General features: G+C 75.1%; 10 protein-coding genes and 1 other RNA gene. 3 read left to right on the top strand and 8 right to left on the bottom strand.

Annotated features, from left to right (window positions below; genetic code table 11):
* Nucleotides 1–6 precede the first annotated feature (6 nt).
* On the bottom strand, nucleotides 7–591 hold the full coding sequence (locus ACLJT4_RS30670) for a CGNR zinc finger domain-containing protein (RefSeq protein ID WP_411127239.1): 585 nt from the start codon (nucleotides 589–591) through the stop codon (nucleotides 7–9).
* A 455-nt stretch (nucleotides 592–1,046) separates the two neighbouring features.
* Here ACLJT4_RS30670 and ACLJT4_RS30665 point away from each other — a divergent pair, with 455 nt between their 5' ends.
* Nucleotides 1,047–1,820: a class I SAM-dependent methyltransferase gene (locus ACLJT4_RS30665; protein WP_411127237.1), complete on the top strand. Its 774-nt coding sequence runs from the start codon at nucleotides 1,047–1,049 to the stop codon at nucleotides 1,818–1,820.
* Between the two features lie 78 nt (nucleotides 1,821–1,898).
* Here the strand turns inward: ACLJT4_RS30665 and ACLJT4_RS30660 are convergent, their stop codons facing one another.
* Nucleotides 1,899–3,083 (bottom strand): uroporphyrinogen-III synthase, encoded by a 1,185-nt coding sequence (locus ACLJT4_RS30660; protein ID WP_411127235.1) that lies wholly within the window; start codon nucleotides 3,081–3,083, stop codon nucleotides 1,899–1,901.
* Nucleotides 3,084–3,291: 208 nt separating this feature from the next.
* A complete protein-coding gene (locus ACLJT4_RS30655; protein ID WP_411127233.1) occupies nucleotides 3,292–4,701 on the bottom strand; it encodes an MFS transporter in 1,410 nt (469 codons plus the stop codon).
* A gap of 642 nt (nucleotides 4,702–5,343) precedes the next feature.
* Here ACLJT4_RS30655 and ACLJT4_RS30650 point away from each other — a divergent pair.
* Entirely contained in the window at nucleotides 5,344–7,248 is a 1,905-nt protein-coding gene (locus tag ACLJT4_RS30650) for an asparagine synthase-related protein (RefSeq protein WP_411127231.1), read from the top strand.
* A 65-nt stretch (nucleotides 7,249–7,313) separates the two neighbouring features.
* Here ACLJT4_RS30650 and ACLJT4_RS30645 read toward each other — a convergent pair whose 3' ends face one another.
* Together ACLJT4_RS30645 and ACLJT4_RS30640 are read right to left on the bottom strand one after the other, a co-directional pair.
* Nucleotides 7,314–7,850 (bottom strand): DUF4232 domain-containing protein, encoded by a 537-nt coding sequence (locus tag ACLJT4_RS30645; protein ID WP_411127229.1) that lies wholly within the window; start codon nucleotides 7,848–7,850, stop codon nucleotides 7,314–7,316.
* A 194-nt stretch (nucleotides 7,851–8,044) separates the two neighbouring features.
* Nucleotides 8,045–9,067: a LysR family transcriptional regulator gene (locus tag ACLJT4_RS30640; protein WP_411127227.1), complete on the bottom strand. Its 1,023-nt coding sequence runs from the start codon at nucleotides 9,065–9,067 to the stop codon at nucleotides 8,045–8,047.
* Between the two features lie 123 nt (nucleotides 9,068–9,190).
* On the opposite strand from ACLJT4_RS30640, the gene ACLJT4_RS30635 reads away from it, so the two are divergent.
* Nucleotides 9,191–10,459 (top strand): MFS transporter, encoded by a 1,269-nt coding sequence (locus tag ACLJT4_RS30635; protein ID WP_411127225.1) that lies wholly within the window; start codon nucleotides 9,191–9,193, stop codon nucleotides 10,457–10,459.
* Between the two features lie 88 nt (nucleotides 10,460–10,547).
* Here the strand turns inward: ACLJT4_RS30635 and ssrA are convergent.
* From ssrA to ACLJT4_RS30620, 3 genes are all read right to left on the bottom strand, one after another.
* Nucleotides 10,548–10,917: a transfer-messenger RNA gene (gene ssrA, locus ACLJT4_RS30630) on the bottom strand.
* A gap of 124 nt (nucleotides 10,918–11,041) precedes the next feature.
* Nucleotides 11,042–11,542, bottom strand: coding sequence for an SsrA-binding protein SmpB (gene smpB / locus ACLJT4_RS30625; protein ID WP_016572289.1), 501 nt, complete (start codon nucleotides 11,540–11,542; stop codon nucleotides 11,042–11,044).
* A gap of 18 nt (nucleotides 11,543–11,560) precedes the next feature.
* Nucleotides 11,561–12,760: a S41 family peptidase gene (locus ACLJT4_RS30620; protein WP_411127223.1), complete on the bottom strand. Its 1,200-nt coding sequence runs from the start codon at nucleotides 12,758–12,760 to the stop codon at nucleotides 11,561–11,563.
* Nucleotides 12,761–12,780 lie beyond the last annotated feature (20 nt).

The raw sequence follows: 12,780 nt of genomic DNA, 5'->3' as shown, positions 1-12,780 counted from the left end.
GCGCCGTCACGGGGTCCGGCCGGCCCGTCGCCGGTGCCGGGCCACTCGGGCGCGGTTGCCGCACACCTCGCTGGAGCACCAGCGGCGGCGTCGGCCGCGCGAGGTGTCGAGGTAGACCAGCGTGCAGCCCTCGCCGGCGCATTGGCGCAGTTGCCCGCGCACCGCCGGGTCGGTGAGCAGTGCGACGGCGTCCCGGGCCACCGCCGCCAGCAGCGCGGCGCAGTCGGGCGGGCCGGCCAGGATGCCGGCGAGCGCGCCGTCGGGGCCGCGGACGACCTGGACGGCGGGCGGCGGGGCGGCCCCGGCCGCGGCGTTCAGCAGCGTCAGGTCGGACGCGGCGGCCCGGCCGAGCAGTTCGGCGCGGACGGTCCGGGCCAGTAGGTCGCGCAGGGCCCGGAAGCGGGCGACCCAGTGGGCGTCGACGGCGTCGAGCGGGGCGCCGGGCGGCACCACGCCGGCGCCGACCAGCCAGGCGGCCAACGCCCCGGGGTCGGTGAGCCGTTCGACGGCGAACGCAGCGCCGCCGGCGGTGGCCGCCAGATCCAGGCTGGTCCGCCCGCAGTCGAACCGGAGGCCGTAGGGGGCTGCCATCGGGCTGTCACTCCTCGGGGACGCACGCGGGGAACGGGGAGAGGCGGGGGAGCAGGGAGAGGTGGGGAGAAGCGAGGGACAGAGGGGATGAAGGGAGCGAAGGGGAGGAAGGGATTGAAAGGGAGGAAGGGGGCGAAGGGATCGGGGGCGTGCGGGGAAGGGGGCGGAGGGGGCGGAGGGGGCGTACGGGAGCGTTCCCAGGGTGCCCGGCCGCGCCGCCCGCCGGAACCCCGCGGTCGGCCGCACCGTGCGCGGTCGGGGCGGCGGACCTGGGCACGGGGTGGTCGACTTCGCGACACGGAGGGGCGGCCGCGGCTCCGGGAAAGCCGCCCTGCCGGCCGTGTGCCGGCACGGGCACCGACGTACACCATGCATGTAGAGCACGGGCGTAGAGCATCCATGTAGACCACCCGTGTAGACACGCCGCGTATACATGTGTTGTATAGTCCGGCGACATGTCCACTCCGCTGCTCAAGAACCGCGCCAGCCTGACCCACAAGCTCGGTTACGCGGTCCGCAATCCGGCCCGGATCGCCCCCTACGTCAAGCGCACCGCCCGGGACACCTGGCTGCGCCTGAAGCACCCCGACCACGTCGCGTACTACCGCGCGGTGATGGCCTCGGACACCGACCGCAACCCGGAGGCCGCGGTCGGCAGCCGCAGCCACGAGCGCTGGCTGGCGCTGGGCGAGATGCAGTTCGACTACCTGGTGGAGCACGGGCTGGAGCCCCGGCACCGGATGCTCGACATCGGGTGCGGCAACCTGCGCGCCGGCTGGCGCTTCATCGCCCACCTGGACGCCGGCAACTACTACGGCATCGACATCTCGCCGGACATCCTGATAGCCGCCAAGCGGACCCTGACGACCTACGAACTCCAGCCCAAACTGCCGCACCTGACGATCACTCAGGACCTGACGCTGGAGTTCCTGCCGTCCGGGCACTTCGACGTCGTCCACGCGCACAGCGTCTTCTCGCACTCGCCGATCCACGTGATCGACGAGTGCCTGGCGCACGTCGGCCGGATCCTGGCCCCCGGCGGGTTCTTCGACTTCACCTTCGACCGCACCGAGGGCGCCGAACACCAGGTGCTGCGGGAGGACTTCTACTACCGGACCGAGACCCTGCTGCGGCTGGCCGGCAAGCACGGGCTCGAAGCCCGGTTCATGGAGGACTGGGAGACCCGGCCGCACGGCCAGTCCAAGATCCGGGTGAACAACCCGACCTGAGGCCCGGACCGCCGCCCGGACCGAGGCCCCGGGCGGCAGGGGGCGTGCGCACGGGCCCCGGGGCCTTCCGGACGGCTCCTAGTGGCCGCCGTACTTGTCGGTGTCCACGGGGGTGTCCAGCGCCAGCCGGTAGCCGCGCTTGACCACCGTCTGGATCAGCCGGGGCTCCCCCAGGGCGGTGCGCAGCCGGGCCATCGCAGTCTCCACCGCGTGCTCGTCCCGGCCCGTGCCCGGTAGCGCCCGCAGCAGTTCGGCGCGGCCCACCACCCACCCGGGGCGGCGGGCCAGGGCGCGCAGCAGCGCCATCCCGGCGGGCGGCACCGGGCGCAGCGCACCGTCCAGCACGGCGGCCCGGCCGCGGATCTCCAGGCGCTGCCCGGCGACCGGCAACGGCGGCACGCGGCCCGGGAGTTCCCGGCACAGCAGCTGTACCAGCGGCCCCAGCCGGAACCGCTCCGGCTGCCGGGTGGGCACCTCCAACGCCTCCAGCGGCAGCGCCGTCACCGGCCCCACGCACGCCACCAGCACGTCCTGCCGCAGCGCGGCCAGCACCTCCGGTTGGAGGCCGCGCTCGGCGGCCCGACGCAGCAACGAGGCGGCGGCCGGGGCACTGGTGAAGGTCACCGCGTCCACCCCTCGGGCCAGCACCGCGTCCAGAAGCCGGTCCACCGGCCCGAGGTCGGCCGGCGGCATCCACCGGTACACGGGCACCCCGACCACCTCGGCGCCGCCGGCCCGCAGCGCCTCGACGAACCCCGGCAGCGGCTCCCCGTGCAGTTGGACCGCGATCCGCCGCCCGGCGACGTCCCCGGCCAGCAGCCGGTCCAGCACCTCGGCCATCGACTCCGAAGCCGGCGACCACTTCTCGGTCAGCCCGGCGGCCCGGATGGCGCCGCGCACCTTCGGGCCGCGGGCCAGCAGTTCCACCCCGGCCAGCCGGTCCAGCAGCGCCTCGCCCAGCCCCCAGCCCTCCGCCGCCTCGATCCAGCCGCGGAACCCGATGGCGGTGGTGGCCACCACCACGTCCGGGGGGTCGTCGGTCAGCGCGCGGGTGGCGGCGAGCAGTTCGGTGTCGTCCGGCAGCGGCACGATGCGCAGCGCCGGGGCGTGCACCACCTGGGCGCCGCGGCGCTCCAGCAGTGCGCCCAGTTCGTCCGCCCGGCGGGCCGCGGTGACCCCGACCGTGAAGCCGTCCAACGGGCGCACCGCCCGCTCCGGCTCCGCGGGCCGTTCCCGCCCGGCCGCCTCCTGCTGATCGTGCATCGGTCCGTCCCGCTCCGCCCGAGTGGTTTGCTGCGCCGCGCCTTGCCGGTGCCGCCGGCGCTCCCGTCCGTCGTACGCCCTGGTACCGCCGCGGATCCGGCGGCACCGGATGGCGCGGCCAAGGTGTCGAGCCTGCCAACGGCACATGACAGACCCGGTGCGCCAGTATTTCCCGCCTGTTACGGACGCGCCTGCTGGGGCACGGTTTTCAGACGTCGGCGTACGCCGGACGGACCGTCGTCCCGGCCGGATCCGCGGCGGTCGGCCCGGGTTCCGGGCGGCGCAGGTACGCCGCCCAGGTCACCGCCCCGCACACCCCGTAGAACGCCAGGAACGCGGCGAACGCCGGCACCCCGGAGCCGGTGGCCGCGAACGCCTCCCGGAAGGCCAGGTTGATGCCCAGGCCGCCGAGTGCCCCCACCGCGCCGATCAGCCCCATCGCGGCCCCCGAGAGCCGGCGCCCGGCCGCCGCGGCCGCCTCGCCGGTCAGCCCGCGGCGCCGCGCACGGGCCAGGAAGATGCCCGGGATCATCTTGTAGGTGGCGCCGTTGCCGAGGCCGGTCAGCAGGAACAGCGCGGTGAAGCCGACGAGGAACAGCGGCAGCGAGCGCACCACCGAGGCGACCAGCACCACCGAGGTGGCCAGGCCCATCGCCGCGAAGTTCGCCAGGGTGATCCGCGCCCCGCCGCACCGGTCCGCCAGCCAGCCGCCGAGCGGCCGGGCCAGCGAGCCCAGCAGCGGCCCGACGAAGGTCAACGACGCCGCCTGGAGGGGCGTGCGCGCGAACTGGCCCTGGAGGACGAGCCCGAAGGCGAAGCTGTAGCCGATGAACGACCCGAAGGTCCCGACGTAGAGCAACGCCATCAGCCAGGTGTGCCGCTCCCGGGCCGCCGCCACGGCCGCCCCGGTGTCGTTGGCGACCGGCGCGAGGTTGTCCATGCGCAGCGCGGCCAGCAGCGCCGCGAGCACGATCAGCGGCAGGTAGCCGGCGAGCAGCAGCCGCGGGTGCGCGGCCCCGGCCGTCCCGATGACCAGCAGCCCCAGCAACTGGACCACCGGCACCCCCAGGTTGCCGCCGCCGGCGTTCAGCCCCAGCGCCCAGCCTTTCCTCCGCAGCGGGTAGAAGGAGTTGATGTTGGTCATGGACGAGGCAAAGTTGCCGCCGCCGACCCCGGCCAGCGCGGCCACCGCCAAGAACGTCCCGTACGACGTCCCCGGCCGCATCACCACCGCCGCCGCGACCGCCGGCACCACCAGCAACAGGGCGCTGAACACCGTCCAGTTGCGCCCGCCGAACCGCGCCACGGCGAACGTGTACGGCACCCGCAGCACCGCCCCCACCAGCGTCGGCACGGCGACGAGGAAGAACTTCCCGGCCGGGTCGATCCCGTACTCCGGGCCCATGAACAGCACCAGCACCGACCACAGGCTCCACACCGAGAAGCCGATGTGCTCGGTCATCACGGAGAAGACCAGATTGCGCCGGGCGATCCGCGCCCCGGACTCCCGCCAGAACACCTCGTCCTCCGGGTCCCAGCGCTCGATCCAGCGCCGCCCCTTCCGCACCCGGCCACCCGCCGTCCCGGTGCCGGTGGCCTCCGTCGCGGTCTCGGTCATCGCGCCTCCCAAGGGTCGCTCCGGTCCCCCAGACCGGGTCCGTCCCGACGCTAGGGACGACGGATTACCGCCCTGTGGCCGCACGTGACCAGCGCGAAACCTTGCGCTCACGCACCACGGATGCACGCAGTGAGCCACCGCGGCACACACGCGGCGTACGCGGCACAGGAGGTGCGCCGCGATGCACCACGCGCCCCCGCGTTCACCCGAACGGGGTAATGGCACGTGCCGCGGACACTGCCAGCCTGTTTATCCGACGCACGGAGTGACCAGCCCACCACGCTCCGTCGCCGACGCGGAGGCGCCTCCCGCCCGGCGGCGGCCGTTCGCCCCTGCCAGGGCGCCACACCCACCCCCGCAGGGATGCCGGGCACCCCGGACACCGGAAGGAAGGGATGCGATGCACCGAACACCACAGCGGATCACCGGCGGACCGTACGGCTCCTGACGCGTCCCCCACCCGCCGCGCGATCCCCCGGCCGGGCGCCTCCCCGCCCCGGCACGCACCGAGGGCCGGTCCGGTCGGTCGCCCCCGACCGACCGGCCCCGTGCCCGTCCACCCGCCACCCCACCACCCCGCACCGGCACCGCCACGCGGCGGCACCGGCCCGCACGCCCGAGGCCAAGGAGCGGTAACCCCCCGTGGATTTCCTGGTGTTCCCCGACCACCCCGTCACCGACCGGCTCGCCGCCTGCCTGCCCCGGACCCGGGCCACCCGCACCGTCCACCACCTCTCCGGCCGCCCCTGGATCGTCGGGCACTGGCGGCGCGAGGAACTGGTCACCGCGCGCGTCGGCCCGCGCTGCGCGGTGCTGCTCGGCACCACCTCGGCCACCACGGACGCCCTGACCCGGCTGCTGCGCCGGCTGCGCGACCTCGACGACCTCACCGGGCTGCGCCACGAACTGCCCGGCAGCTTCTTCCTGTTGGCCTGCACGGGCGGCGAGATCCGCGCCCGGGGCAGCCTCTCCGCGGTCCGCCGGCTGCACCGCACCGACCTCGGCGGCCGCACGGTGCTGGGCAACCGCCCGCAGGACCTGGCCGCGCTGGCCCGCGCCGCGGCCGACGCCGGACTGTCCTGCGCCCCTCGGACCGGGGCGCTCGACGAGGAGGCGCTCGCCACCCGGTTGCTCGCGCCCGGCGCCCCACTGCCGCTCGCGCTGCGCACCCCCTGGCACGCGGTGCACGCCGTACCCCCCGGCCACTGCGCCGCCCACGACCCGACCGGCCAGTACCGCGAGGTCCGCTGGTGGCACCCGCCGCAACCGGACGTGCCGCTGCCGGACGCCGCCGAGGGCGTACGGGAGGCCCTCGGCGCTGCCGTGCACGCCCGGACGCGCCGGGCCACCCTCAGCGCCGACCTCTCCGGCGGCCTGGACTCCACCAGCGTGTGCTTCCTGGCCGCCCGCGACACGACCGAACTGGTCACCACCGCCTGGGAGGGCCGCGACCCGGCCGACGACGACCCCCTGTGGAGCGCGCACAGCGCCTACCGCCTCAGCCGGGTCCGCCACGGCGGCCGCCACCTCGCCCTCCCCTACACCGACGCCCCCACCTGGTACACCCCGCCCGCCGAGCCCGACCACACCGACCCCGCCGGGCCGCTGGTCGCCGTCCGGGAAGCGGCCCGGCTGGTCCACCAGGCGCGGCTGGTCGCGAAGTTCGGGTCCCGGATGCACCTGGCCGGCGTCGGCGGCGACGAGTTGTTCGCACTCCGGCCGATGGCGTTGAACTCGCTGGCCCGCGGCGACCTCCGCGCCGCCGCACGACTGGCCCGCCGGGCCCGCCGGCTCGCCCCCTGGACGCTGCCGGCCACCGTGCGCATCCTGCTCGGCGGCCGCAGCTACCCCCGGTGGCTGGCCGCCGGCGCCGACCGGATCGTCCCCGGCGCGCGCCGCCGGCCCGGCCGGGCGGACTGGGAGGAGCTGGCGGCGATGCCGCCCTGGGCGCACCCGGACGCCCTCGCCACGGTCCGCCGGCTGCTGCGGGAGGCCGCCGCCGCGGCGCCCGCGCCCTTCGACCCGTTGCGCGCCCAGCATGAACTGGCCGCCGCCGCGGTCCGGGCCGGCGAGCGGGTCCGCGGCATCGACGCGCTGACCTCGGTGCACGGGGTGGCCTACGAGGCGCCGTTCCTGGACGACGCGGTGATCGAAGCGGCGTTGGCGGTCCGGCTCGCCGACCGGGTGCCGGGCGGCGGCGGAAAACCGGTGCTGGCCGCGGCGATGCGCGGCACCGTGCCCGGACCGGTGCTGGGCCGCGGCGGCCGGCGCGCCCACAGCGCGGAGCTGCACGCCGGGCTGCGCCGCAACCGCCGGGCGCTGGCGGCACTGTGTGAGGACTCCCGGCTGGCCGCCCTGGGCCTGATCCGCCCGGACGTGCTGCGTCCGGTCCTGACCTCCCTGCAACCGGACACCGGTGCGCTGCGGCCGCTGGACCCGACGCTGGCCGCCGAGTTCTGGTTACGGGCGCTACCGGCCCACCCCGCACACGACGCCGTCCCGGCGCCCGCCGCCCGGACGTCCGCACCGGCCGGCGAGGGCGACTGACCCGCGCCCGGCGGACGACCCGGCCGACGACGCGGCGCAGGCCGACCGGGCCGGTGCGTTCGGCGTCAGCCGGTCCGTTCGGCCGGCGGCGCCATCCAGATCGTCGACTCGCAGACGTTCATCCGGGTCTTCTTGCCCTTCTCGTCCCGGACCTTTATGGCCTTCTGGTGCCGGTCGCGGGGCGCGCCCACGATCGCCTCGTCATTGCTCACCAGGCAGTCCGCGGGCGTCATGCCGGGCCCGTGGTCCTTGTAGCGCAGGCTGGTGGTCACCATGCCCCCGCGCGCGAGGTCTATCGGCATGGTGCGGCCCTGCCCCTTGCCGTCCGACTCCGGCCCCTTGCCGACGTGCACCGCGAACGAGGGGAAGCCGTCGAAGACGCACGGCTGCGAGCCCTTGTTCACACCCGACAGGCGGGCCTCCCGGTGGGTGCTGTGCGGCGCCGCCTGGAGAACGGTGATCTTCCAGCTCAGGCCCCTGGTCTTGCAGTTGGCGTGCAGGGCCGCCATCCGCCCCGATCCGCAACCGGTCAGAGCCAGTCCGGCGGTGACGGTCAAGGCGAGTGCGGCCACCGTCGTCGCGAGCACGGAACGTCGCTGCACGACTCCCCCCTGTTCCATCCGTTTGTCTTGTTCGCACACATCGTTCGCACACGATGTCTTTCCGTAAGGAAGGAATTCCGGTGCCGTTGGTTGCCTGCACCGGGAACGGATATGCGCCGGGTAAGGAGACGTCGGTCACGTCGCGGTGGTGCGCGCACCCTCGTCCGCCCGGCGCCCGGCGGGAGTTGCCGCCCTCAGACGCCCGGCGCGGCCCCGTCCGCCACGGCGTCCCTCGCCGCCGGCCGCGTCGCCACGCCCATCGCCGCACCGTCCGCCGCCGGCAGCCACCAGTCGACGTCCGGGAGCGCGCGCCAGCCCTCCCGGGCGCCCACTTCCCGGGCGGCGGCGCGCAGGGCGTCCAGCCCGGGATGCCGCAACCCCCTGCGCCACGCCATCCCCACCGGCGACAGCGGCACCGGATCCACCAACGGACGCAGGACCATCCCCGGCACCTCAATGAACTCCGTGCTCGCCAGCACCGACCAGCCGTGCTTGCGCACCACCCGGACGAACTCCTCCGCCCCCTCGATCTCCGGGAACGGCTCCGCCATCGCAATCCCCCGCCCGTCGAAGAGCCGCGCCGCCAGGTCCGTCCACTCCGCGGTGTGCGGGTTCCCGGCCGCCGCGTAGAGGGTCTCGCCGGCCAGCCCGCCCAGCGGTACGACGGCGGCGCCGGCCAGCGGATGGTCCGCGCGCAGCAGCACCGCCATCCGCTCCAACCGCACCGGCTCGTGGTCGAGCCCGGCCCGGGCCGGCGCCGGCAACCCCGCGAACCGCCCGAAGGAGACGTCCAGCCGCCCGGCCGCCAACGCCGCGGCGGCCCCGGTCAGCCCGCTGTGGAAGCGCGCCACCAGCTCGCAGCTCTCCGGCACCCGCCGCCGGGCCTCCGCCAGCACCCGATGCGCGGTCCCGACCGGAGCCCCCACGTCCACCACCAACGGCCGCGCGGGCTCCGCCCGGAAGGCCGCGGCCAACTCCTCGTGGGCCGCCAACACCCGCCGCGCGTACGGCAGTAGCCGCTCGCCCTCCGCGGTCAGCGCCACCTGCCGAGTGCTCCGGACGAACAGCTGGGCCCCCAACTCCCCCTCCAGCCGCCGGACATCACGGCTGAGCGCCTGCTGGGCGACATAGAGCCGGGCGGCGGCCCGGGTGAAGTGCAGCTCTTCGGCGACCGCGGCGAAGGCCCGCAGCAGCCGGGGGTCGATGTCGTACGGCACCGCCCCATCCTCACACCGCTCCCCGCCCGACGGACGCCCCGCCCGGGACTCACCACTGCACTGCGTGAATCGCTCCGACCAGGTGTTGGACGGTCCCCGACCCGCACCCCGATCGTGGCAGGCGTGATCCTCTTCCTCGCCGCCCGCCCGGTCACCGCCCCGCCGGTCCGCCCGACCCGCCGTCGCCGCTCGCCCTACGCCCGGCTCTTCGCCGTCCCCGGCACCCGCGCCTTCGCCGCCGCCGGTCTCCTGGCCCGGCTCCCGATGGGGATGCTCGGCGTCAGCGCCCTGTTGATGATCGCCGGCAGCCGCGGCTCCTACACGCTGGCCGGCGCGGTCACCGGCACCGGGCTCGCCGCCACCGCCCTCGTCGGCCCCTGGACCGCCCGGCTCGTCGACCGCCACGGCCAGGCCCGGATCGCCGTCCCGGCCACCGCCCTCGCCGTCCTCGGCTCGTTCTCGCTGCTGCTGTGCGTCCGCGCCGGCGCCCCGGACTGGACCCTGTTCGCCTCCTACGCGGCCACCGCCACCACCCCCAACACCGGCGGCATGTCCCGCGCCCGCTGGGCGCACCTCTTCCGCGACGACCCGGCCGCCCGGCACACCGCCAACTCCTTCGAGCAGGCCGCCGACGAACTGTGCTTCCTGCTGGGCCCGGTCCTCGCCACGCTCCTGTGCACCGGCGTCGCCCCCGAGGCCGGCACCGCCGTCGCGGCCGCCCTGCTGCTCACCGGCGTCCTGCTCTTCGCGGCCCAGCGCCGCACCGAACCCCCCGTCGCCCCCGCCCGCACCCCCGCCCGGCCCTCGTCCGGGAGGACACCCGCCCCGCTGCGCTCCCGCGGCCTGCCCCCGCTCCTGCTCACCTTCCTGGCCACCGGCGCGGTGTTCGGCTCCCTCGAAGTGGTCACCGTCGCCTACGCGGACGCGCACGGCTTCCGTCCGGCGGCGGGCGGCCTGCTCGCGCTCCAGGCGGCCGGCTCCGGCGCGACCGGGCTGCTGCTCGGGCTGCTGCCCCCGGCGGCCCGGCCCGGGCGGCGGTTCCTGGGCTGCGTCGCCGCGATGGCCGCGCTGCTCACCCTGCCGCTGGCGGCCGCCGCGAGCGGCGCACCGGTGCTGCTCGCCGCCGCCCTGCTGACGGCCGGCACCGCCACCGCTCCGGCGATGGTCACCGGCATGGGCCTGGTCCAGTCCCGCATCCCGGCGGGCCGGTTGAACGAGGGGATGGCGCTGGCGGTGACCGCGCTGCTGGCCGGCATCGCCACCGGCTCGGCGGCCGGCGGCTGGGCCGCCGAACACCTGCCGTCGCCGACCGCCGGGTACGGGGTACCGGCCGCGGCCGCGGCCCTGGCGATCACCGCGGCGGCCACCGCGATCACGGCCCGGCGGTCCTGAGGGCCGGTCCGTGGCCTGCGCCGGGCAGGCAAAACGAAAGCCCCGCCGCTCCGTTTCCGGAACAGCGAGGCTGTCATTCACATGGGAATTGTGGAGATGGCGGGAATCGAACCCGCGTCCAACGGTGCAGAATCAGGGCTTCTCCGAGTGCAGTCCGCTTCGATTTTCTCAGCCCCGGAGATCACGCGGACAAGTCTCCGACGGGCTCAGTCACTGTTAGATGTCCTTCTGGACCCCGTGACCGGGCTCAGAAGTGAAGTCCCCTAGCTGATGCCAGGATCCGGGACGGGAACGGCCCCGGGCTGACACTTCGCAGGTCGCTACTTAGGCAGCGAGGGCGAAGGAATCGCGCTTGGTGTTGGCGATTATTGGTTTCGGCATATGGTTAACGAGATCATTGCCGCTTCCTCGACTCGCTTCCCCTGCTTCGACATCCGCTGTCGAAACCGATCATCCCCATGTTTTCTTTTCAAGGTGGTGCCACACCCTCGCGGGGTGTGTCCCCATCGTACGTGACCAACACGCGCGGGTGCCAGCACATTCCCGGCGGCCGTCGCGGACGCCCCTCCGGCCGCCGGTGCCTCAGGCCCGCTGCCGGCGCCGGATCGCCGACATCGTCCGCTCCGCCTCGCGGCGGTCCTGCTGCTCGCGCAGCGTCTGCCGCTTGTCCCACTCCTTCTTGCCCTTGGCCAGCGCGATCTCGACCTTGGCCCGACCGTCCTTGAAGTACAGCGACAGCGGCACGATCGTGTGACCCGAGTCCTGGGACTTGGCCTCCAGCTTGTCGATCTCCACGCGGTGCAGCAGCAGCTTCCGCTTCCGCCGGGCACTGTGATTCGTCCAGGTGCCCTGCGCGTATTCCGGAATGTGCACGTTGTGCAGCCACGCCTCGCCGCGGTCGATCTGGACGAATCCGTCCACCAGCGACGCCCGGCCCTGACGCAGCGACTTCACCTCGGTGCCGGTCAACACCAGACCACACTCGTAGGTGTCCAGAATGTGGTAGTCGTGCCGCGCCTTCTTGTGCTGCGCGACGAGCTTGCGCCCGTCGTTCTTCTCTTTGCCCTTGCCCTTGGTAGCCATAGTGCGGCCATTTTCGCACTACGCACCGGTGCCGAGGCCACTCAATACTGTGCGGGCCCGTTTTTCCGCATGGTCCTCGACGATCAGGTCCGGGGTGATCCCGGCACCGTCCACGGCCCGGCCGGCCGGGGTCCGGTAGTGCCCGACGGTCAGCTCGGCGACCGAGCCGTCCGGCAGCTCGCTGGGCATCTGGATGGAGCCCTTGCCGAACGTCGGCGACCCCACCACGACCGCCCGGCCACGGTCCTGGAGAGCACCGGACAGCAGCTCGGCGGCGCTCATCGTGCCCCCGTCCACCAGCACGACCAGGGGGATCCGGGTGTCACCGGGGCCCTCGGCGTACAGGGCGCGCTGGCTTCCGTGCACGTCGTAGGTGGCGACCAGCCCGCCGTCCAGGAAGACGGAGGCGGTGGCGACCGCCTCCGTGACCAGGCCACCGGTGTTGCCACGCAGGTCCAGCAGCAGCCCGTCGCGCGGATCGGCGGCGCGCACCGCGCGGCGGACCGCGGCGCCGGTGCCCTTGGCGAACGCGCTGATCTTGATGCGGGTCGGCCCGTCCGCGCCGGCCGGGCGGTCCACGGTGACGTTGGGGGTGCGCAGACGGGTGCGGTGCAGGGTCACGCTCCGACTGCGGCCGCCGCTGTGCAGGTCCAGCCGGACCGGGGTGCCGGCGGCGGCGCCGGAGCCCCGGGGGCCGTCGCCGCGCAACCGGGCCACGGTCTCGGTGACCGGGCGGCCACGGGCGGGCCGGCCGTCGACGGCGTCGAGGCGGTCGCCGACGGCGATGCCGGCGCGGGCGGCGGGGCCACCGGGCTGGACCCGGGAGACCGTGATCGCACCGCCGTCGTCCTGCCGCACCCACAGCCCGACGCCGACGTAGGCGCCGCCCAACTGGGCCTGGAAGTCCTCGAATTCGCCGTGGGTGTAGACCGTCGACCAACGGTCGCCGCTGCGGCTGACGACCTCGGCGGCGGCCTCGGCACCGGACTTGCCGTCCGCGGCGGCCCGCGCCGCGGCCCGCGCGGCTCCGTCGGCGGTGGCCCGTCCGGCGACCGCGCCGCCGGCGGGCCGGCTGCGGGCGGCGGGCTCCGCGACGTCACCGGGGTCGTCCCAGGTGCCGGTGGCCGCGCCCGCGGCGAGCACCCCGGCGAGGAACAACGTCAGGGCCGCCCCGCGGCGGATGCGGCGGGGCCGGTCGTACGCACACGGGCCCGACATGCCGGTGAGTCTAGGCGACG

The organism is Streptomyces sp. x-19 (assembly GCF_046549115.1).
Taxonomy (GTDB): Bacteria; Actinomycetota; Actinomycetes; order Streptomycetales; family Streptomycetaceae; genus Streptomyces; species Streptomyces albulus_C.
This window is presented reverse-complemented; position numbering and strand designations above follow the sequence as displayed.